Below are 23,337 nucleotides of genomic sequence, written 5' to 3' on the forward strand. Positions count from 1 at the left end.
TGCTCTTTCCTTTAGAAGCATCAATTCCAACTGCATTGTACATCATAAATAAGGTTCCTCCCCAACATTGAATTTGCATGGTGTCCAGCATTCCCCATTGCTTATTCTATCTCCTGTGGTATTAACCGGACGTGTACAAGACAGTCCTACCTACATAAAACGAACAGCTGCAAATGATAAGCTGGCTGACGGGCTTTCTAACGGACGCTAAGTGGTCCTAGGAGAACAAGGTCAGACCAATGCCTTATCATTGTACAGCTTAAGCAACAAGAGGGCTAAGGCCTAGCTGGCTGTTAGGTAACTTAACCCCACAACTATATATTAGGAGGAGTAAAGCGATGTATAAGAAGGTTGACACTGATATGAATTTTGTCGCCCGTGAAAAAGAGATCGAGAAATTCTGGAAAGATCAGGATATTTTCCAGAAGAGCGTAGATACTCGTAGCAAGGGTGAGATGTATATGTTCTATGACGGACCGCCGACTGCAAACGGTAAGCCGCATATCGGACACGTGCTCACACGTGCTATCAAGGACATGATCCCGAGATACCGCACAATGAAGGGTTACACTGTTCCCCGTAAGGCAGGCTGGGATACTCACGGTCTTCCTGTTGAGCTTGAGGTAGAGAAGCTCCTTGGTCTTGACGGAAAAGAGCAGATTGAAGAATACGGTATGGAGCCCTTCATCAAGAAGTGTAAGGAATCCGTATGGAAATATAAGGGAATGTGGGAAGATTTCTCAGGAACAGTTGGTTTCTGGGCTGACATGGATCATCCCTACATCACCTATGATGATAACTTCATCGAGTCCGAATGGTGGGCTCTTAACGAAATCTGGAAGAAGGGTCTTCTTTACAAGGGCTTCAAGGTTGTTCCTTACTGCCCTCGTTGTGGCACACCTCTTTCATCACACGAGGTTGCACAGGGCTATAAAGTGCTTAAAGAGCGCACAGCTGTTGTTCGCTTCAAGGTTAAGGATGAGGATGCATATTTCCTTGCATGGACAACCACACCCTGGACACTTCCTTCAAACATCGGTCTTTGCGTAAACCCTGATGAGAAGTACATCAAGGTTAAGGCTGCAGACGGCTATACATATTACCTCGCTGAGGCACTTGCTGATACAGTACTTGGATCTCTTGCCAAGGAAGAGGGCGAGAAGGCTTACGAAGTGCTTGAGTCATACGTAGGTACAGACCTTGAATACAAGGAATATGAGCCTCTCTATCAGTGCGCTGCTGACGAAGCAGAAAAACAGCACAAGAAGGCGTTCTTCATCTACTGCGATAACTATGTAACAATGTCAGACGGTACCGGTATCGTACATATCGCTCCTGCATTCGGTGAAGATGATGCCCGTGTCGGAAGAAAATACGATGCTCCTCTTGTACAGATGGTTGACGGCGAAGGTAAGCTTAAGCCCGAGACACCTTTTGCAGGAATGCGCTGCAAACCTACGCAGAAGGAAATGGATGAGGGTGCTATCAGTGCGGATCCTGAGGTACTTAAGGATCTCGATAAGAGAAACCTTCTCTTCTCAGCACCTAAGATGGAGCATGATTATCCTCATTGCTGGAGATGTAACACACCCCTTCTTTACTTTGCACGTTCCTCATGGTTCATCAAGGTAACAGAGGTTAAGGATGATCTCATCAGAAACAACCAGGAGATCAACTGGGTTCCCGAATCAATCGGTAAGGGACGTTTCGGTGACTGGCTTGAGAATATTCAGGACTGGGGTATCTCACGTGACAGATATTGGGGAACACCTCTCAACATCTGGGAGTGCGATGACTGCGGCCACCAGCTTTCTGTAGGATCAAGAAAAGAGCTTGCTGAGCTTTCAGGAGATCCTTCTGCTGAGACTACAGAGCTTCACAGACCTTATATCGATAAGTTTGAGATCACCTGCCCTAAGTGCGGCAAGAAGATGCACAGAGTTAAGGAAGTTATCGACTGCTGGTTCGATTCAGGTGCAATGCCTTTCGCTCAGCTCCACTATCCTTTTGAAAACAAGGAGCTCTTCGAGAAGCAGTTCCCTGCTCAGTTCATTTCAGAGGCTGTAGACCAGACAAGAGGTTGGTTCTACTCACTCCACGCAGAGGCAACACTTCTTTTCAATAAGCCTGCATTTAAAAATGTTATAGTACTCGGCCTTGTGCAGGATGAGAACGGACAGAAGATGAGTAAGTCAAAGGGCAATGCGGTTGATCCGTTTGAAGCTCTTGAGAAATACGGCGCAGATGCAATCAGATGGTACTTCTATACAAACTCTGCTCCCTGGCTTCCTTCAAGATTTGCAGGTAAGACAGTTCAGGAAGGACAGAGAAAGTTCCTCGGAACACTTTGGAATACCTATGCATTCTTCGTGCTTTATGCAAATATCGACGGATTTGATGCTTCCAAGTACACACTTGAGAAGGACAAGCTCACTGTAATGGATAAGTGGATTCTTTCCAAGATGAACACCATGATTGGTGAGGTTGATAAGAACCTTGAGAATTACAGAATTCCTGAAGCAGGAAAGGCACTTGATGCATTTGTTGATGATCTTTCCAACTGGTATGTAAGAAGATGCCGTGAGCGTTTCTGGGCTAAGGGAATGGAGCAGGATAAGATTTCTGCTTACATGACTCTTTACACAGCACTTGTAAATGTATGTAAGGCAGCAGCTCCCATGGTTCCTTTCATGACAGAGTCTATCTACCAGAACCTTGTAAGAACAAGTGATGCTTCAGCTCCTGAGTCAATCCATCTCTGCGATTTCCCTGAGGTTGACAGCAGCTTCATCGATAAGGAACTCGAGGAGAACATGGATGAAGTACTTCAGATCGTAGTTCTTGGACGTGCTTGCCGTAACGCAGCAGCAATCAAGAACCGTCAGCCTATCGGACAGATGTATGTTAAGGCTGAGAAGACAGTTTCTGAGTTCTATCAGGAGATCATCGAGGATGAGCTGAATGTTAAGAAGGTAGTCTTTGCAGATGATGTAAGAGACTTCACAACATATACCTTCAAGCCTCAGCTTAAGACAGTAGGACCTAAATACGGCAAGGTACTCGGCGGAATTAAGGAGTATTTGGGATCACTCGACGGAAATAATGCAATGGATGAGCTTAAGGCTAACGGAGCTCTTAAATTTGAAGTTAACGGAACAGCTGTTGAGCTTACAGAGGAAGACCTCCTCATCGATATGGCTCAGAAGGAAGGCTTCGAGAGTACTGAGGATCATGGCATCACAGTAGTTCTTGATACCAATCTTTCAGAGGAGCTCCTCAACGAAGGCTTCATGTATGAGGTTATCAGTAAGGTTCAGACAATGCGTAAGGATTCAGGCTTCGAAGTTATGGATCACATCAAGCTGTCTGTAAACGGTAATGACAAGATTGCTCAGATCGTTAAGGATAATGCTGATTCCATCTGCACAAAGGTTCTTGCAACAGAAGTTGTTTATGGCAGCGATGTTGCAAATGCCAAAGAATGGGATATCAACGGCGAGAGAGTTACAATCGGTGTTGAAAAGGTATGATTTCTGACGAAGTGATCATGAGCCCAAGAGTATAGAGTTTAAAGAAATAATAAAGACCCGAGATGAATTGATATTCATTTCGGGTCTTACTTTTTATATATTTAATGAGTAGATAATCTTATGATATTTAAATTCTTTTAAGCGAGATTTTCGTCCTTTACAATCTTAACAATTCTGCTGGTTCCAAGTCTGTCAGCGCCAAGCTCCATGAACTTTTCAGCATCAGCAATACTTCCAATTCCGCCTGCAGCCTTCATTTTTACGTCAGGACCAACATGCTTGGCAAAGAGTGCGATGTCATCAAATGTAGCACCTGCAGTAGAGAAGCCAGTGGAAGTCTTGATGTAATCAGCCTTAGCCTCTGTAACAAGCTCGCACATCTTGATCTTTTCCTCATCTGTAAGGAGGCAGGTCTCGATGATAACTTTAAGGATGTGGTCACCGCAGGCAGCCTTGATTGCCTTGATTTCATTCAGAACATAGTCATAATTCTTAGCTTTAAGTTCACCGATATTGATAACCATATCGATTTCATTTGCGCCTTTTTCAATAGCATCCTTTGTCTCGAATACCTTTGTCTCGGTTGTCATGTTTCCGTTGGGGAAACCGATAACTGTGCAGATATTGAGCTTTCCGTTTGTGTAGTCATGAACGCGCTTGATGTAGCAGGGAGGAATGCAGATAGAAGCTGTCTCGTATTTCATGCCGTCATCAGCAATCTCTTTTATCTGATCCCAGGTTGCTTCCTGCTTTAAAAGTGTGTGATCACAGTGATTTAAAATTGTTTTGATATCCATTTCATATCCTTCTTTCTTTATTGATAATCCTTCAAAAAACTCATATTTTTAGGACCAAAGCCCAGGGGCAGTAATTCAGCAAGCTTGAATTTTTTGTAGTTTTTTGGATCGTTTGTACCAAGTATTACCTCAAAGCTTTCGGGATCAACGAATTCGTTGAGGGCCTGTCTGCATACTCCGCAGGGAGCGCAGATCGGAAGTTCTTCCTGATTATCGGGACCACCTACAATAGCGATTGCTGTAAAATCCCGCTCTCCTTCACTTACTGCTTTGAACAGTGCTGTTCTTTCTGCGCAATTAGTTGGTGTGTATGCAGCATTTTCAATGTTACAGCCAAGATAAACCTTTCCGTCCTTCGTAAGGAGGGCGGCACCTACGGCGTGGTGCGAATAGGGTGTATAGGCCATTTTTCTGGCCTCAAGAGCCTTTGAGATAAGGTCTTCATGTGTCATGTCAGTACCTCTGCATTATGTTATTTAATGTCACATCCCTAAATTATTGGGACATAACAGCGGGCATCAGCGCTGTCCCTTATCGTAAGGGATACCTTCAGCCTTAGGAGCTCTGGAGTTCTTGGAAGTAAATGCAAGAACGAGCAGTGAAATCACGTAAGGCATAATGTTATAAACTGTTCCTGAAATCGGAAGTGCGTGCAGGAATCCGATACCCATGTATACGTTTGATAAGGATCTGAAAACAGCAAACAGAATTGCTGACCATGCTATTCTCTCGGGCTTCCATTGACCAAAGATCATAACCGCAAGAGAAAGGAAGCCGGCACCTGCAACACCGTAATCAAAATGCCAGGTTGAGTTAGCGGCAGCGATGTAGATGATACCGCCGATTCCTGCAAGGAATCCGGAAATGATTACACCGGCATATCTCATTTTGTATACATTAATACCAACTGAATCTGCTGCATGAGGATGCTCACCGCAGGCACGAAGTCTTAACGCAAACTTGGTCTTGTAAAAGACAACTATAGCAATTACAAGAAGTAATGCGGCTACAACAACAAACCATGATAGCTGCAAAGGTCCAATGCTGAACATGAAGGCATCATGTCCTCTTACATAGTCAAGTTTTGCTGAGAAATCAGAACCGTTTGATCTTGCAGTATTAAATGCCTTGATAATAACTGTTGCAGCGGCTGTAGCAAGCATGTTAAGCGCTGTACCGATAAGAGTCTGGTCCGCATTAAAGTTAATACAAGCGACAGCTATAAGCAGTGATGAAACCATGCCGGCTAATGCAGCGGCGATAAGGGTAAGTGATATTATGGTGAACTTCGATGCATCGGAAGGGAGAAGCACCATTACCATAGCACCTGCCATGGCACCGAATACCATGATACCCTCAAGACCCAGGTTGATTATACCGCTTCGTTCTGAGAACATACCGCCAAGAGCAACAAGAATCAAAACGGCAGAGAATATAAGTGTGTACTGAATAAGTAATGCCATATCCTTACACCTCCTTCTTGCTAGTCTTTTTTGCGGGCTTATTGAGTATTGTCTTGAAGAACAGTACGAAGCCGCACAGGTAAATGATTATTGCTATCATCAGATCTGCAACCTGAGGGTTGTAATAATTTGTATTAAGATACTGTCCGCCCTGAGTTATATAGGTTACGAACAGACCGGCGAATATTGTTCCTATAGGATGAAGACCGCCGAGGAAAGCAACAGCTATTCCTGAAAAGCCCATTCCGGGAACTGAGGAAGCAATCTTGTAATGCTCAATGCCTGTGAGATAGTAAAGTCCTGCAGCAAGTCCGGCGATGGCACCTGAAATCATAAGGCTGAGAATGATATTTCTCTTAGCATTCATTCCGGCATATTTAGCTGCATCCTTGCTGTGACCTGTTGCCTTGAGCTCATAGCCGAAGGTGGTCTTATTAAGAATAAAGAGAATAAGAATGGCTATGATAATTGTGAGAGGAACGGCAATTGTCATATATTTGTTTTTGCCGAAAAATCCGCTCATAAAGGCAGGCAGGAGACTTGCCCCCTTAACGTTATGGGTCTCTGATTTAGTAGTATCCATAACGGTCTTATTGCCGAGAATAATGTTGCATATATAGAGTGCAATCCAGTTCAGCATGATACCGGCGATAACCTCGTTGACATTGCAATATGCTTTGAAGAAACCGCAGATACAACCCCATACAGCTCCTGCAAGAATTGAACAGAGTATGCATAAAAACCAGTTCCAATGCAGGGCAAGTGCGGTGTACAGGCAGGCAATTATGCCAACTGTATACTGACCGGCGCATCCTATATTGAAAAGACCTGTCTTGAATGCGAACAGAATAGCTTCAGCGCAGAGGATTACAGGTACGGATTTTACCAGCACCGATCCCAGTGCACTCATCAGTTTCTTCTGATTACCGGCAAATTTAAAGAAATTTCGAAGGATTGCAAACATTCCTTCTGTCGCATGCTCGGGATTCATCAGAAGAAGAATTATATATCCGAGAAAAATACCGAGTATTGCACATAGAACGGATGCAAGCAGAGTCTGAAATCCGGGTTTTTTAAATATACTTGTCTTTTCGTCCACGATTATGCCTCCTTTCTTGTGTCACGCTTAGCGCCGGACATGTAAAGTCCGAGTTCCTGAAGGGTCGTAGTCTTGGGATCGACTTCACCGACTATTTCACCTTCGTACATAACAAGGATTCTGTCAGAGAGATTCATGACTTCATCCAGTTCCAAAGAAACAAGAAGGATAGCAGTTCCTGCATCGCGTTCCTTTACGATTTCTTCATGTATTGTCTCAATAGCACCTACGTCAAGACCTCTGGTGGGCTGAACCGCTATAAGAAGCTTGTGGTCTTTATCCATCTCACGGGCTATGATGGCTTTCTGCTGGTTACCACCTGACATGGATCTTACGATAGTTGAAGAACCCTGTCCGGAGCGAACATCAAATTCCTCGGAAAGTTTATCCGAATATTTTCTCATCTCAGCCTTCTTTAAAAGACCGTTCTGAGAAAACTTCGGCTCGAAGTATCTCTGGAGGATCATGTTCTCCTCAAGGGTATAATCGAGGACTAATCCGTGTTTATGTCTGTCCTCCGGAATATGGCTCATACCATGTGTGTTTTTGTAACGAATGGACTTGTCGGTGATATCCTCGCCAAGAAGAGTGATCTTACCGCTGGAGATATTATCGAGTCCTGTGAGGGCACCAACAAATTCTGTCTGTCCGTTACCGTCGATACCGGCAATACAAACAATCTCACCGGCGCGAACGTTGAAGGATACATTGTGCACAGAGTCGTTGGAGTGGAGTTTACTTTTTACACAAACATTTTCAACCTTAAGTACTTCTTCTGCAGGCTTTGCTTCGCTCTTTTCAACAGCAAATTTGACGTCACGGCCAACCATCATGGAAGAGAGTTCTTCCTTAGTAGTGCTCTTAACATCTACGGTTCCGATATATTTACCTTTTCTGAGAATCGAGCAGCGGTCCGCTACCTGCATGATCTCATTGAGCTTGTGAGTGATGAAAAGAATGGACTTTCCTTCAGCGGCAAGGCCCTTCATGATTTTCATCAGCTCGTCGATCTCCTGAGGAGTAAGAACGGCTGTGGGCTCATCAAAGATCAGAATCTCATTGTCTCTGTAGAGCATCTTCAGAATTTCAACTCTTTGCTGCATTCCTACGGTAATATCCTCAATAAGGGCATCGGGATCAACCTTAAGATTATATTTATTTGAGAGCTCGAGAACCTTTTTTCTGGCATCTGCTTTTGTCAGAAAACCAAATTTGCTTGGCTCGGACCCAAGAATGATATTGTCTAGAACAGAGAAAATCTCAACCAGCATGAAGTGCTGGTGAACCATTCCGATGCCGAGAGCAGTGGCATCGTTGGGATTGGAAATTTTAACTTCCTTGCCGTCTTTTTTGATCACACCTTTTTCAGGTGTGTAGAGACCAAAAAGAACACTCATAAGTGTTGACTTTCCGGCGCCGTTTTCCCCCAAAAGTGCATGGATTTCGCCGCGCTTTAGCTGCAGAGTAATATCGTCGTTAGCTATTATGCCGGGAAATTCCTTCGTGATATGCAACATTTCAATTACATAATCTTCCATAAGTAGCACACCTTTCTGTATTTTTTGCATGAAAAACATGAATTCCGACCGGAATCCGTTCTTAAAATATAGTTTATCATTTTTTAGTGTGCGAAAAAAGAGTTTTGGCGTCCTTTGGGCAATAAAAAAGCGCCTTTCCCAAAACGGGAAAGACGCCTTAAATTAGTGCTTATTCAATTAGTGGATGTTATCAAACTCGTTTACAGTGATGTCTGTAGCGGGCATAGCATCGATATCGCTTGAAACTGTGATATCACCTGCATACATAGAAGCTACAAGAGTGTTGTAATCATCAACTGTGAAGTTTGTCATTGACCATGTATCTGTAGGAAGCTGTACATAGTTGAGAGATGCATCGTCGCCTGATACAAGACCAAGGTTCTCGATCTTGCCTGCATATGAATCCCACTTACCTGCGAAGAGGTCTGTAAGAGTTGAGTTAACTGTTGCAGCAAGACCCTTCATAGCAGATGTTACACAAACACCGTCGCCATAGAGACCATCGATTGTGCCGGACTGATCAACGTCAACACCAACAACCTTGCCGCCTGTCTTCTTAGCAGCTTCGCCTGCAGATGTGAAGATACCGCCGCCGCATGCGAATACGATCTCTGTGCCACCCTGATACCATGTATCCATAACAGCTGTGATAGACTCGTCACCAAAGAACTGTCCGCCGTATACATAGTTAACTTCTACGTCAGATGTGTTGCCAAGATCCTTTGCAGCATCGTTAGCACCCTGAACGAAACCGTAACCGTAACGGATAACTGCAGGAACTGCCATACCGCCAAGGAAACCAAGCTTTGTGTAGCCTTCCTTAACTACAGCATAACCAGCCATGTAACCAGCAAGCTCTTCCTGGTATGTGAATGAGCAAACGTTTGAAGGAAGCTCGTCCATGCCAGCACCTTCGAAATCACCTGCGCTGCAGTCAAGAGCGATGATTGTTACATCGGGGTTCTCTTCAGCAACAGTTGCGATCATCTCAGCAAAAAGATAACCGGGAACGATGATTACGTTGTAACCGTCAGCTACAGCGTTGTCGAAAGCAGCAACACGTGCTTCGTTTGAATCTTCTGTGGGTTTGTAGTACTGATAGTCAACACCCTGAGCCTCAGCGAATGCCTTTGAAGCCTCGTATGTTGTCTGGTTGAATGACATATCTGTGATGTCACCGGAGTCTGTGATCATAGCGATCGAATAGTCTCCTGAAGCCTCTGTAGCTTCTGTAGCTGCATCAGCTGCCTCTTCAATAGCGTCTGTACCCTCTTCAGCTGCCTCTTCAACAGCGTCAGTAGCTTCTTCAACTACCTCTTCTGCAGTATCAGCAACTTCCTCAGCAGCTGACTCAGCTGTGTTTGCTGCGTCATTTGCGGTTGAGCCGCCACAAGCAACAAGGCTGAACGTGAGTGATGCTGTAAGCATCATAGCAAGTAACTTTTTCATAATGTTTTTCTCCCTTTCTTTTTAAAATAATTAAACATTATAAACGTGTAACTGTGAAATAAAATCACAGCTAAATTCATTATAAGCAAATATCTTATTTTTCTCAAGTTATAATAATTTTTGTATAAATACAGTGTTTATATGATGTTTATTTTTCCTTAACTAGTAAGATGTATGATTTTGCGATACAATAAGTGGGTAATGACATCTATCAGAGGAGGGTGTTTTATGAAGAAAAATCAATTATCTTTTGACAAGGAACTGTTCAAACGAAGTGTTTTATATAATGTAAAAACACTTTATCGTAAAACTATCGAAGAGGCTTCACCTCAGGAGATATTCCAGGCTTCGGCTTATGCAATAAAGGATGCGATTGTTGATCACTGGATGACAACACAGAAGGCTGCCAATGAGCAGGATCCCAAGATTGTGTATTACATGTCCATGGAATTTCTGATGGGACGTGCGCTTGGCAACAACCTGATAAACCTGCAGGCATATAAGCCCGTAAAGGAAGCACTCGATGAACTTGGCGTAGATATAAATGTGATAGAGGATCAGGAGCCGGATCCTGCGCTCGGAAACGGTGGTCTCGGAAGACTTGCCGCATGTTTCCTTGATTCGCTGGCTTCTCTCGGATACATGGCATATGGCTGCGGTATCAGATATAAATACGGAATGTTCAAGCAGAAGATAAGAGACGGCTACCAGGTTGAAGTGCCCGATAACTGGCTTGAATTCGGTAATCCCTTCGAACTTCGCCGTCCGGAGTATGCAAAGGAAGTTAAGTTTGGCGGCTATGTCAATGTATTTGTGGATGACAGGGGACGAAATGTTTTCCGCCAGGAAGGCTATCAGTCCGTAAGGGCTATTCCCTATGACCTTCCTATAGTAGGCTATGGAAACGGCGTGGTTGATACTCTCAGAATCTGGGATGCGGAGCCAATCAACTGCTTCGAGCTGGATTCCTTTGATAAAGGTGATTATCAGAAGGCTGTAGAGCAGGAAAACCTTGCCAGCCAGCTTTGCGAGGTTCTTTACCCCAATGATAATCATATTGCGGGAAAAGAGCTCAGACTTAAACAGCAGTATTTCTTCATTTCAGCTTCTGTGCAGACCGCCCTTAAGAGATATTTAAGACACCATGATGATATAAGTAAGTTCTATGAGAAAGCAGTTTTCCAGCTTAATGATACACACCCGACGGTTGCGGTAGCAGAGCTGATGAGACTTCTTATGGATGAGTATTATCTGCCTTGGGATACGGCATGGGATGTAACCATGAAGACCTGCTGCTACACCAATCATACGATTATGGCAGAGGCTCTTGAAAAGTGGCCGATAGATCTCTTCCAGAGACTTCTTCCCAGAATTTACCAGATTGTTGACGAGATCAACAGAAGATTTGTTGACCAGATCATGCGTCAGTATTCAAATCTTCCCAGCATAGATGTGCAGGGAAAGATCCGCAGTATGGCTATCCTTTATGATAACCAGGTAAAAATGGCTCATCTTGCAATTGTCGGTGGTCATTCAGTTAACGGCGTTGCAAGGCTCCACACAGAGATTCTTAAGAAGAGAGAACTTAAGGATTTCTACGAGATGTATCCTGAAAAGTTCAACAACAAGACCAACGGTATTACCCAGAGACGTTTCCTTATGCATGCAAATCCTCTTCTTGCCGATTGGGTTACAGAGCATGTGGGTGAGGACTGGATCACCGATCTGTCACTTATCGGCGGACTTAAGAGTATCGCCGGTGATAAGAAGGCTCAAAAGGAGTTCATGGATATTAAGTTCCAGAACAAGAAGCGTCTTGCAGCATATATCAAGGAACATAATGGTGTTGATGTAGATCCGAAGTCAATTTTCGATGTTCAGGTTAAGAGACTTCATGAGTATAAGCGCCAGTTCCTGAATATACTTCATGTAATGTATATATATGACCTGATTAAAGCTCATCCCGAGATGGATTATACGCCCAAGACCTATATTTTCGGTGCAAAGGCGGCAGCAGGATATCAGACAGCAAAGCTCACAATCAAGCTTATAAATTCCGTTGCCGATGTGATCAATAATGATCCTTCCATTAATGGAAAGCTGAAGGTTGTATTTATAGAAGATTACAAGGTATCAAACGCTGAGCTGATTTTTGCGGCAGCTGACATTTCCGAGCAGATTTCCACAGCTAGTAAGGAGGCTTCCGGAACGGGTAACATGAAGATGATGCTTAACGGAGCAATCACACTCGGAACCCTTGACGGAGCAAATGTGGAGATGCTTGAGGAGGTTGGAGAGGAAAATATGTTTATCTTCGGACTGACCTCTGAGGAAGTAATAGCATATGAAAAGAACGGCGGATATAATCCCGGTGAGATTTATGACAGGGATCCAAACGTTAAAAAGACGCTTGATCACCTTGTAGACGGAACCTATTCCAAGGATAGGGAACTTTTCAGACCGCTTTACAACATGCTTCTTAATACCATCAATTCCAATAAGGCAGATCAGTACTTCATCTTGAAGGATTTTGAGTCCTACATTGAAGCACAGAGAGCTGTATCGGAAGCCTACAGAGATTCCAAGAAGTGGGCTAAGATGGCAATTATGAACACTGCATCCTGCGGTAAGTTCTCATCAGACAGAACCATTCAGGAATATGTTGATGAGATATGGCATATTGATAAACTGGATATGTCAAAAGTCTGAATAAATATTCACACCGACTGGCTAAATCTTGGCCAGTCGGTTTTTTATGCAATTAAATATACCCAAAAGGTGCATTCTAGTGGTACAATGGTTCAAAATCTAAGAGATAAATGGCTATGTTAAAAGGAAAGGCAGGAACGGGAATGATCAAGACGTACGATGGCGGTGCTTATCTGGTTGGCGGAACAGAGCTTATTGCTGATGATGCCGAGGCTTTAAAAAGCGTTGCAGCTAAGACCGGAAAAGAAACTGACAAAAATGAAGCAAGAAAAAATACTATTGCTTACGGAATTTTAAGTAATCATAATACATCAGGCAATATGGATAAGCTTGAGATAAAGTTTGATAAGCTTACCAGCCACGATATTACTTATGTAGGTATTATCCAGACAGCACGTGCATCGGGACTTGAAAAGTTTCCTATTCCCTATGTACTTACAAACTGTCACAATTCGCTTTGTGCGGTTGGCGGTACAATTAATGAAGATGACCACATGTACGGTCTCACCGCAGCTCAGAAATACGGCGGAATATATGTACCCCCTCATCAGGCGGTTATCCATCAGTTCGCAAGAGAAATGCTTGCAACAGGCGGCGGAATGATTCTTGGATCCGATTCGCACACAAGATACGGTGCTCTCGGAACCATGGCTATGGGTGAAGGCGGACCTGAGCTCGTAAAACAGCTCCTTAATCAGACCTATGATATAAATATGCCCGGAGTAGTGGCAATTTACCTTAAGGGAGAGCCCATGCATGGCGTGGGACCTCAGGATGTGGCACTCGCAATTATTGGCAAGGTATTCGGCGATGGCTATGTAAAGAATAAGGTAATGGAGTTTGTGGGTCCCGGAGTTGCATCTCTTTCAGCTGATTTCCGTATTGGAATCGATGTAATGACCACAGAGACCACATGCCTGTCTTCAATCTGGCAGACAGATGATGAGATAAAGAATTTCTATGATATTCACGGCAGAAGCGGAGATTACAAGGAGCTTAAGCCCGGTGATGTTGCTTATTATGACGGCGTGGTAGAGGTTGATCTCAGCACTATAAAGCCCATGATCGCTATGCCTTTCCATCCCAGCAACACCTATGAGATTGAGGAAGTAAATGCTAATCTGGCAGACATTATTGCGGATGTTGAGAAGCGCGCAAAGGTAAGTTTTGGTGACAAGATAGAGTATTCGCTTCAGGAAAAGATTAAGAACGGTAAGTTCATGGTAGACCAGGGTGTCATTGCAGGCTGTGCCGGCGGCGGATTTGAAAACATCTGTGCTGCAGCTGATATTCTTGAGGGAAGATTTACAGGTAACGACAGATTTACACTTAGCGTATATCCTGCATCAACCCCGATTTTCATGGAGATTGTGAAGAACGGAGTAGCAGCTAAGATCCTTGAGACAGGAGCAATACTTAAGACTGCGTTCTGCGGTCCTTGCTTTGGTGCCGGAGATACACCCGCAAATAATGCATTCAGTATCAGACACTCCACCAGAAACTTCCCCAACAGAGAAGGTTCCAAGGTTCAGAGCGGTCAGATCGCTTCGGTTGCACTTATGGATGCAAGATCTATTGCTGCAACTGCAGCAAATCAGGGCGTACTTACACCTGCTACAGCATTTGACGGTAAGTTCAATAAATATACATATCACTTTGATAAGGAAATATATGCAAACCGTGTATTTGATTCAAAGGGTAAGGCTGATCCCAATGCAGAGCTTCAGTTTGGTCCCAATATCAAGGACTGGCCGAAGATGACAGCACTTCCGGAGAACCTTGTTCTCAGAGTTGTTTCGGAGATTCACGATCCGGTTACAACAACTGACGAACTTATTCCTTCCGGAGAAACAAGCTCATACCGCTCAAATCCTCTCGGACTTGCTGAGTTCACACTCTCTAGAAAGGATCCTGCATACGTAGGACTCGCCAAGGAGATCAGAGAAGCGCAGACCGCACTTATGGAGGGCAGTGATCCCGAGGCATCATGGCCTGAGCTCAAGGAGGTTATGGCTTCTATAGTGAAAGAGTATGCTGATGTAAATAACTCTAACGTCGGCTTTGGCTCAACAATTTTTGCAGTTAAACCCGGCGATGGTTCCGCAAGAGAACAGGCAGCTTCCTGCCAGAAGGTTCTCGGAGGCTGGGCTAACGTTGCCAATGAGTATGCGACAAAACGCTATCGCTCAAACCTTATCAACTGGGGTATGCTTCCGCTTGTTATTGACAAGGGAGAGCTTCCGTTTAAAAATAAGGATTACATTTTCCTTCCCGGTATCAGAACCGCTGTTGAGAACAAGGCTGATACAATCAAGGCGGTTGCCGTGTCCGGTGGAAAGCTTACTGAGTTTACAATGACACTTGGTGATCTCACCGACAATGAGAGAGAGATAATTTTAGACGGATGTCTTATAAACTATAACCGTGCAGGAAAGAAATAATGAATTGTTTTAGAAGACTTACCGCGATAGTTATGAGTGCCTCTCTGGCATTCATGGCTGTCGGATGCGGGAGTACTAAAAATACAAATAATGTTAAACCGGAGCAGGAGGCGCAAAGCAGCGACCCTGCTCCAAATGTCGTATATGATGTTCCCACTATGGTACCAAGCGCCCTGGTGGATCAGAACGGGTACAGAACCGGCGCTGAAAAAGTCGTGACCTTTAAAGGCAGCGATTTGCCTGAATTGTTCTATATATATAATCTTGAAACCGGCGAACTTGCCTATACGGGGCAGATGCGTGACACAAACCATGAAGAAGACGGTGAGGAGATAAAAGAAGGTTATTTCACAGATCTTGTCGAGGATGGTACTTATTATATCTATGCCGATAATATAGGAAGCTCTTATTCTTTCAGGATTAAGAATGACCTATATGGTGACATTTTTCGTCAGGCTTTAAGAAAGTACTACACCAACAGATGTGGTATGTCACTTTCGGAGGAACTGGCGGGAGAGGATGCACATGCTGCCTGTCACACCCAAGAGGCTCACCTTCAGGAGGATCCTGACAAAACACTGGATGTATCGGGGGGATGGCACCTCAATGCCGAGGCAGACAGAGAGGTTGAACTTGGCTGTAAAATCGCTCAGAATCTTCTGCTTGCCTACGAGATGAAGCCTGAATCCATTCCGGATGATACCGGAATACCGGAGAGCGGGAATGGTATTCCCGATATTCTTGATGAAGTGAGGTATGAAATCGAGTGGCTCATGAAAATGCAGGATGAGCGCACCGGAGGAGTTTATGGTGCTGCGCTTACCGTGAGAAATGAGTCTGAAGATCTTATGCAGGCGCAGGTTGAGGTTACCCCTGTAACCATGGATGCAACTATCAGATTTGCGACGCTGCTCGCTGAATTCAGCTTTTTATATCAGAGCTATGATTCTGATTTTGCAACCAAATGTCTGAAGTGTGCCGACAGAGCCTACAGCCTGTATGCAGGAACAGAGAATGTCAGGGAAAAGCCCGAAGGCTTCTACGCTGCGGCTCAGCTGTATCGAGCTACCGGAAGTTCGGACTATGAGCAGGTTTTGACATCATATTTTGAAAGCGGGAAATACTCATCTTTATTTGAGGAGAATGAGGATATTTTCCTTGGATGTATCACATATATTTCTACCAATCAGAAGGTGAATGTGGATATTTGCTCAAAAATAATGAAGCTCCTTATGAAAAAGACAACAAGTATAGTTGATGCAGCAAGGAGTTCCGGATTTATGGTCACAAGCAAGGACCATGCACAGCTTCTCGATGATATGAGAACGATAACAATTACCGACCATATAATATATAATTATGAGTATACTACTATCATTGAGAACCACGCCCATTACCTTATGGGACGCAATCCCGAGGCGGTGAATTATATTACTGACACGACGGAGCGTACTTATCTGAACACGGATGAGGGCATGGGAATCATGAACCAGCCGCTTTTAAATGCGATGTTTATATTTATGCTCAATGTTATCAAAGAGTAAAAGCGTGAGGATTTTATGAATACAGAAATTGACGGATTAAATATTTATTACCGCGATGAGGGCGAGGGTCCTCTTCTTATCCTTCTCCACGGATGGGGCTCCAATGTGGATCTTTTTGATGGTATTTTCAAGTTTGCTTCCAAGAAGTACCATGTAGTCGGCATGGACATGCCGGGGTTCGGAAAAAGCGATGAGCCTGCTGAGCCCTGGGAAGTAAGTGATTTTGTCACCTTTGTTATACATTTTGTTAAGAAGCTTTTTCCCGATGAAAAGGAGATAATGTTCCTCGGACATTCAATGGGTGGCAGAGTTATCATAAAAATGATAGGCACTAAGAGTGAGGAGGAGCTTGGATTTAAGATTCCGAGAGTTATTCTCACGGACAGTGCGGGAATAAAGCCTGTGCCGTCAGGAAAACAGTCGGCAAAAACCAGGAGATACAAGTTTTACAAGAACTTACTTATAAAGACAGGAATAGCTAAGATTTCTCCTGGTACACTTGAGAACCTTAAGAAGAAATTCGGCTCGGCGGATTATGCTGCGGCATCGCCTGTAATGAGGAACAGCCTGGTAAAGGTTGTAAACGAGGATCTTGCGCCTTACATGCCCAAGGTGACTATGCCGGCACTCCTTATATGGGGAGATCAGGACACGGCAACCCCGCTTTCTGACGGACAACAGATGGAGAAGCTTATGCCGGAGGCCGGACTTGCAGTTATTCAGGGAGCAGGACATTATTCTTTCCTTGATAACCAGTATTTATTTAATAAGATTCTGGGAAGTTTTTTGAAAATTGAGATGTAACACTTGCCGGTAAAACCGGCGGATGAGGGGTTATATGAATACATTTTTACTTATTCTATATTTTGCGGCATATATTGCGGTAACGGTTTTGGGTCTTAGATATTATACCCACATGTTACAGCTTTCATCATATCAGTTTCAGGGATATTTCAGATTCCTCAGATCAAAGCCCCACAGATACGGACTTCATGTGGGCTTTTTATGTGTGACAATAATAGGCGGAATGCTTGGAAGCAATAAGTTAGGCAGCGCTTTCAGAATTCTTTCCCTGCTATTTCTTATTTTTCTGATCTTTCAGTATATTCCAAAGCCTGCAAAGAAGAAGTTTGTGGTAACAAAGAGGGTACAGAGACTTTTTGTGACCTATGCGGTGCTTTTCCTGATTTTGGGAGTGATAGCGGTATATCTTTATTTTACCGGGGGACAGACTATATCCTCTATTTTTATAGCAACATCAAAAAGTGTATCCAATTTTACTGTTGAAGGCAGTAAAAAGAGGATTGCTGCAGGTATCATTTTTGCGTCATTTGTAGGACTTCTTCCTCTGGTTACGGCCCTGTGTAATCTGATAAATAAGCCTATTGAGAAAAGAGTTAATGACTGGTTTATTCATGATGCTCAGAGAATGCTTCAGGAGCATCCCGGATTAAGGATAATCGGAATTACCGGAAGCTATGGAAAAACCAGCGTAAAATACTATCTCTGGACGCTTCTTTCAGAGGGCTTTCGTGTTTTAATGACGCCGGAGAGCTTTAATACGCCTATGGGAGTCGTTCGTACAATAAGAGAACAACTCACACCTATGCACGAGATTTTTATTTGCGAGATGGGAGCAAGACATGTGCATGATATTAAGGAGATAACCGATATTGTACATCCCGATGACGGAATATTGACTTCAATAGGGCCACAGCACCTTGAGACCTTCCATTCAATTGAGAATATAATTGATACAAAATATGAACTGTTTGACGCTGTTCAGGAAAAGAGCAGACAGGGACTTAAGTTTGCAAACGGCGACAATGAGCTTATCAGAAATAATATGCGTCATGAGAATGTCGTGCTTTACGGCGTGAGTGAAGGCTGTGATTACAGAGCCACAGAGGTTAAATATTCACCTGACGGAGCATCGTTTAAAGTGACTGCACCTAACGGAGAAGAAGCAGAATTTTCGATGAAGCTTCTAGGAGAACACAATGTTACCAATGTTGTCGGAGCGATAGCCATGGCTCATACAATGGGTATTCCGATGACAAAGCTCAAGATGGCGGTGAGAAGAATTACTCCTGCTCCGCACAGACAGGAGCTACTTAAGCATGGAAACGTATCGATTATTGATGATGCGTATAACTCAAATCCCATGGGAGCGAAAATGGCTCTTGATACACTTTCAAAATTTGAGGGAAGTGTGAGGATTCTTGTGACACCGGGTATGGTTGAACTTGGAGAGAAGGAAGCCGAGTATAACAAGGAATTCGGCAGACAGGCAGCAGATGCAGCGGACTATATTATTCTTGTCGGAGCGGATCATGTAAAACCCATAAAAGAGGGTGCGCTCGAAGCCGGTTTTTCAGAGGACAGACTTTTTGTGAAGACTACCTTAAAAGAGGCTACTGATCTGATGTATGAGATTGATGCCGGAAAACCCAAGGTAATCCTTCTTGAGAATGACCTTCCGGATAATTACACCTGACAGATTTGCAATATTTTCTCAAGTCTATATAATGATTTAGAGTGTTAATTGGATTTTTGAAAGGAAGTGTTAATTTTGAAATTAAAGCTGGCAGTTCTCTTTGGAGGAAAAAGTACGGAGCATGAGATTTCAATCATCTCTGCAATCCAGGCTATAGGCTATATGAACAGAGATAAGTATGATATTGTGCCTGTTTATATGACAAAAGAGAACGATTTTTATATTGGTGAGGATATTGATAAGATCGAGGAATATACACATATTCCGGAGCTTTTAAAGAAGAGCACAAGGGTAGTTTGGATTAAGGATGGCAATAAGATCAATCTTGTCCGTTACCCCATGAAGAAGTTTGGTAACAACGTTATTACAAGTGTTGATATCGCGTTCCCCATTGTGCACGGAACCAATGTTGAGGATGGCGTTCTTACCGGATTTTTGCAGACTCTTGGTCTGCCGGTTGTAGGATGCGATGTTCTTTCATCCGCTGTCGGCATGAATAAGTACGTTATGAAAACCGTTCTTAAGGACAACGGTATATCTGTTCTTGATTGTAAATGCTATACATGGACTGACTATGAGGATCCCGATGCCCTTATGAACAGGATTGAGGGTGTATTCAAGTATCCCGTTATTGTAAAGCCCATTAACCTTGGATCAAGTATCGGTATTTCCAAAGCGAGCAACAGAGAAGAGCTTACAGAAGCACTGGAGCTGGCTTTTGAGTTTTCAAAGAAGATTCTTGTTGAGCCCGCAATAGTGAAGCTTAAGGAGATAAACTGTTCAGTTCTCGGTGACTACGAGGAGGCAGAGGCTTCAGAGTGTGAGGAGCCTGTAAACTCAGACGAGATTCTTTCATTTGAGGATAAATATATCGGCGGCTCAGGAGCAAAAGGCGCAAAGAACGGTGGAGCAAAGAGTGGCGGTTCCAAGGGAATGGCCAGCCTTAAGAGAAAGATCCCCGCTGAGATTACCGATGAACAGAGAAGTGAAGTTCGCAAGATGGCAGTTGATGCATTTAAGTGCCTTGGATGCAGCGGAGTTTCCAGAATAGACTTTATGCTTGACGAAGAGACAGGAAAAATCTATCTCAACGAGATAAATACTATCCCGGGATCATTATCATTTTATCTTTGGGAGCCTCTTGGCAAGAAGTATTCCCAGCTTCTTGACGACATGATCGACATAGCGATCAAACAGGATAGAGAGAATCACAAGCTTGTATTCTCCTTTGAGACGAATGTTCTTGAGGGTGTTAAGCTTGGCGGCGGTTCCAAGGGAAGCAAAACCTCATAATGAATAAAAAAAGATAAGACGCTTTATACAAGCGCCTTATTTTTTTCATATGTTTCTTTAATTATGTTGTAGCAGTAGGTCTCAATGTTCTTTTTATCATTGGGATCGAGCTTATCCAGATAGATGGGCTCGCCATATTCCAAAACGACATGTGACTTTCTTAAAAAAGGAATGTGGTCTTCAAAGATCGCATTTGAGTTGTTGATTGTCATAGGAACTATGGGGCATCCGGTTTTCTGAGCAATCTTAAAGCTTCCCTTGTGGAAGGGGAGCATCTCGTCGGTGCCATTTCTGGTGCCTTCGGGATAAATCGTTATTGATATGCCGTTTTTAACCTTATCTATTGCAGAAAGAATTACCTGAAGGCCCTGTCTTATGTCGTCTCTGTCAAGGAAGAGACAGTCCATATTTCTCATCCACTGCGAGAGAATCGGAACTTTTAATATTTCTTTTTTGGCTATATAACCTGTAATTCGCGGAACTCTGGAATAACTTAGAACTATATCGTAATAGCTTCTGTGGTTGCCTACATATAAAACCGCTGTATCCTTCGGGACATTCTCTTCTCCTATCACGGTAAGCTTGGCGCCTGAAAGAAATGCGACACATCTAAATGCCCAGCTTACTATGCGAAGGGATGCGACCTTCTTGGCATTCAGATTGAATTTGCCGACAATCCACAGCACCAGGTGCATGACAATGCTGCAGAGAAAAAAGATAATTAAAAACAACAGAACTAAAATAAAACGTATCATAAAAACTCTCCGATTAGTGTATAGTATAGATATTATATCATAATAAAGGAAATAACATGATTCTTATTAAAAATGGCAGGCTTATGGATCCTGCAAGTAAAACAGACGGATACAGAGATATTCTTATTCATGAGGGCAGAATAGCCAAGATAGGGTTTTGCGGAACTCTGGATGATATGGCTGCTGAAGCCTTGGCGAATTATGCCGATAGCGATCCTCAGGGACAGCTGTGCGAAATTGACGCTGTGGGAATGATAGTTGCACCCGGACTTGTGGATGCGCACGTCCATTTCAGGGATCCCGGTTTTACAAAGAAGGAGGATATTCATACCGGTGCGGAAGCAGCAAAACACGGCGGATTTACCACTGTTGTAATGATGGGTAACACTGAGCCGCACATGGATAACCCCGAGACTATAAGATATGCTCTTGAAAAGGGGATGGAGACAGGTATACGCATCTTCACCTGCGCAAATATTACAATGGGGATGAACGGTAAAGAGTTGACGGATATGGAAGGTCTTCTTAAGGAAGGCGCAGTGCTGTTTACCGATGACGGGAAGCCGATAACTGATGAAAACATCATGCGAAAGGCCTGCCTTGAATCTGCAAGACTCGGAAAAGTGCTCAGCCTTCACGAGGAGAATCCGGAGTTTATAACCGACAACGGAATAAATGCGGGAGAAGCTGCCGAACTTCAGGGACTTAAGGGTTCACCCAGAGAAGCAGAGATATCCATGGTAAAAAGGGATATAGAAATAGCAGGTGAGACCGGAGCACATATTACAATCCAGCATATAAGCACGAAGGAAGCCGTGGATATGGTGAGGGAAGCAAGAAAAACCAATCCGAGAATCCATGCTGAGGCTACGCCCCATCATTTCACATTAACAGATGACGCGGTAAGAGAATGGGGAACCATGGCTAAAATGAATCCGCCCCTCAGAAAAGAGGAGGACAGGCTTGCTATTATAGAAGGGCTGGCAGACGGAACAATTGAGACGATAGCAACAGATCATGCTCCGCATACTGCCGAGGAAAAGGCGGCGGAATTTTCAAAAGCGCCAAGCGGAATAATAGGTCTTGAGACATCGCTGGGGCTTGGCATAAGAGAACTGGTACAAAAGGGACATCTGGATCTTATGACGCTGCTATCCAGAATGACCTATCAGGTTGCCGATATTTATGAACTTGGAGCCGTGGGCAGGATCTTTGAAGGCGGCCCGGCTGATCTGGTCATTTTTTCTGAGAATGAGACCCGTAAGGTTGGGGAGAAATTTGCTTCAAAAGCTTCAAATTCTCCGTTTATCGGTCAGGAACTTCCTGGAAAAATATATTACACCATATGCGGAGGCAGGGTGTACGACATAAATTCAAATTCATAAGTATACGCTTAATATACGGAGGAAAGAAATGTCTAAAAAGAAAAAAATAGACGCGGTAGTGCTGGAACAGAGGGTGCTTGCGGACGGAATAATGGATATCACTATTGAAACAAGCCTGGCGGAGGATGCAAATCCGGGCCAGTTTGTCGGGATTTATCCAAAGAATAAGTCCACTCTTCTTCCAAGGCCCATAAGTATCTGTGAGTATGACAGGGAAAACGGAAAACTCAGAATAGTATACAGAATAGCAGGAAGCGGAACTGCAGAATTTGCACTCTATCAGCCGGGAGAAAGCATAAGTATTCTTGGGATTCTGGGAAATGGCTTTCCGCTTGATAAGGCAGAAGGAAAGCGGGTTCTTATCATAGGCGGAGGAATCGGTGTTCCGCCGCTTCTTGGTCTTTCAAAAGCCCTTCATGAAGGGAATGAGGGAGTAAAAGCCGGGTCGGTTACTATGGTAATGGGCTACAGGAATTCGGACAATTTTCTTGCGGACGAATTTAAAAAGTACGGAAATCTCCTTATTGCCACCGAGGACGGAAGCGTAGGGACTAAAGGTAATGTCATAGACGCCTGCAGAGAGAATAAGGTTCAGGCAGATATTATCTATGCCTGCGGCCCTATGCCCATGCTTAGGGGAGTGGCAGCATATGCTGCGGAAATAGGTGCAAAAGCTTATATAAGCCTGGAGGAGCGTATGGCCTGCGGAGTAGGCGCTTGTCTTGGATGTATATGCAAGACGAAGAATATAGATGAGCATTCACATGTAAACAACGCACGAATATGTACGGATGGACCGGTGTTTGATGCAGATGATCTTGAACTTTAAAATGTAAA

General features: G+C 43.8%; 16 protein-coding genes. 9 read left to right on the forward strand and 7 right to left on the reverse strand.

Going from position 1 to position 23,337, the window contains the following annotated elements; all coding sequences use genetic code 11:
• The first annotated feature begins 338 nt into the window (after positions 1-338).
• Positions 339-3,530, forward strand: a complete 3,192-nt coding sequence (gene ileS / locus BLR42_RS17830) for an isoleucine--tRNA ligase (RefSeq protein WP_091872078.1) — start codon at positions 339-341, stop codon at positions 3,528-3,530.
• 137 nt (positions 3,531-3,667) lie between these two features.
• Here the strand turns inward: ileS and deoC are convergent, their stop codons facing one another.
• The 6 genes from deoC to BLR42_RS17860 all read right to left on the reverse strand — a co-directional run bounded on the left by deoC (position 3,668) and on the right by BLR42_RS17860 (position 9,876).
• Positions 3,668-4,327 carry a deoxyribose-phosphate aldolase gene (deoC, locus tag BLR42_RS17835; protein ID WP_091872081.1) on the reverse strand — a complete coding sequence of 220 codons (660 nt, stop codon included), beginning with the start codon at positions 4,325-4,327 and terminating at the stop codon, positions 3,668-3,670.
• A 17-nt stretch (positions 4,328-4,344) separates the two neighbouring features.
• Positions 4,345-4,779 carry a cytidine deaminase gene (locus BLR42_RS17840; protein WP_091872083.1) on the reverse strand — a complete coding sequence of 145 codons (435 nt, stop codon included), beginning with the start codon at positions 4,777-4,779 and terminating at the stop codon, positions 4,345-4,347.
• A gap of 66 nt (positions 4,780-4,845) precedes the next feature.
• Positions 4,846-5,790: an ABC transporter permease gene (locus BLR42_RS17845; RefSeq protein ID WP_022761049.1), complete on the reverse strand. Its 945-nt coding sequence runs from the start codon at positions 5,788-5,790 to the stop codon at positions 4,846-4,848.
• Positions 5,791-5,794: 4 nt separating this feature from the next.
• Positions 5,795-6,889 (reverse strand): ABC transporter permease, encoded by a 1,095-nt coding sequence (locus BLR42_RS17850; protein ID WP_091872086.1) that lies wholly within the window; start codon positions 6,887-6,889, stop codon positions 5,795-5,797.
• A gap of 2 nt (positions 6,890-6,891) precedes the next feature.
• Positions 6,892-8,427: an ABC transporter ATP-binding protein gene (locus BLR42_RS17855; RefSeq protein ID WP_091872089.1), complete on the reverse strand. Its 1,536-nt coding sequence runs from the start codon at positions 8,425-8,427 to the stop codon at positions 6,892-6,894.
• A 177-nt stretch (positions 8,428-8,604) separates the two neighbouring features.
• Positions 8,605-9,876 (reverse strand): BMP family ABC transporter substrate-binding protein, encoded by a 1,272-nt coding sequence (locus tag BLR42_RS17860; RefSeq protein WP_330387392.1) that lies wholly within the window; start codon positions 9,874-9,876, stop codon positions 8,605-8,607.
• Positions 9,877-10,104: 228 nt separating this feature from the next.
• Here BLR42_RS17860 and BLR42_RS17865 point away from each other — a divergent pair, with 228 nt between their 5' ends.
• From BLR42_RS17865 to BLR42_RS17890, 6 genes are all read left to right on the forward strand, one after another.
• Positions 10,105-12,585, forward strand: a complete 2,481-nt coding sequence (locus tag BLR42_RS17865; protein WP_091872091.1) for a glycogen/starch/alpha-glucan phosphorylase — start codon at positions 10,105-10,107, stop codon at positions 12,583-12,585.
• 143 nt (positions 12,586-12,728) lie between these two features.
• Positions 12,729-15,026 carry a hydratase gene (locus BLR42_RS17870; protein WP_091872123.1) on the forward strand — a complete coding sequence of 766 codons (2,298 nt, stop codon included), beginning with the start codon at positions 12,729-12,731 and terminating at the stop codon, positions 15,024-15,026.
• Positions 15,026-16,570, forward strand: a complete 1,545-nt coding sequence (locus tag BLR42_RS17875; protein ID WP_091872094.1) for a glycoside hydrolase family 9 protein — start codon at positions 15,026-15,028, stop codon at positions 16,568-16,570. The genes BLR42_RS17870 and BLR42_RS17875 overlap by 1 nt, the downstream gene beginning before the upstream one ends.
• A 15-nt stretch (positions 16,571-16,585) precedes the next feature.
• Positions 16,586-17,374 carry an alpha/beta fold hydrolase gene (locus tag BLR42_RS17880; RefSeq protein WP_091872097.1) on the forward strand — a complete coding sequence of 263 codons (789 nt, stop codon included), beginning with the start codon at positions 16,586-16,588 and terminating at the stop codon, positions 17,372-17,374.
• A 34-nt stretch (positions 17,375-17,408) separates the two neighbouring features.
• Positions 17,409-19,067: a Mur ligase family protein gene (locus tag BLR42_RS17885; RefSeq protein ID WP_170832860.1), complete on the forward strand. Its 1,659-nt coding sequence runs from the start codon at positions 17,409-17,411 to the stop codon at positions 19,065-19,067.
• A 75-nt stretch (positions 19,068-19,142) separates the two neighbouring features.
• The gene (locus BLR42_RS17890; protein ID WP_091820162.1) at positions 19,143-20,360 is read left to right on the forward strand and encodes a D-alanine--D-alanine ligase family protein; all 1,218 of its coding nucleotides are present in this window, start codon (positions 19,143-19,145) and stop codon (positions 20,358-20,360) included.
• A gap of 23 nt (positions 20,361-20,383) precedes the next feature.
• Here BLR42_RS17890 and BLR42_RS17895 read toward each other — a convergent pair whose 3' ends face one another.
• A complete protein-coding gene (locus BLR42_RS17895) occupies positions 20,384-21,115 on the reverse strand; it encodes a lysophospholipid acyltransferase family protein (protein WP_091872102.1) in 732 nt (243 codons plus the stop codon).
• Positions 21,116-21,171: 56 nt separating this feature from the next.
• Between BLR42_RS17895 and BLR42_RS17900 the strand changes: the two genes are divergently transcribed.
• Both BLR42_RS17900 and BLR42_RS17905 read left to right on the forward strand, forming a co-directional pair.
• Complete coding sequence (locus tag BLR42_RS17900) at positions 21,172-22,500, forward strand: dihydroorotase (RefSeq protein ID WP_170832861.1); 1,329 nt, start codon at positions 21,172-21,174, stop codon at positions 22,498-22,500.
• A 28-nt stretch (positions 22,501-22,528) separates the two neighbouring features.
• Positions 22,529-23,329 carry a dihydroorotate dehydrogenase electron transfer subunit gene (locus BLR42_RS17905; protein ID WP_091872105.1) on the forward strand — a complete coding sequence of 267 codons (801 nt, stop codon included), beginning with the start codon at positions 22,529-22,531 and terminating at the stop codon, positions 23,327-23,329.
• The last annotated feature ends 8 nt before the right edge of the window (positions 23,330-23,337 follow it).

The organism is Butyrivibrio sp. INlla16 (genome assembly GCF_900104155.1).
In the GTDB taxonomy this organism is placed as follows: domain Bacteria; phylum Bacillota; class Clostridia; order Lachnospirales; family Lachnospiraceae; genus Butyrivibrio.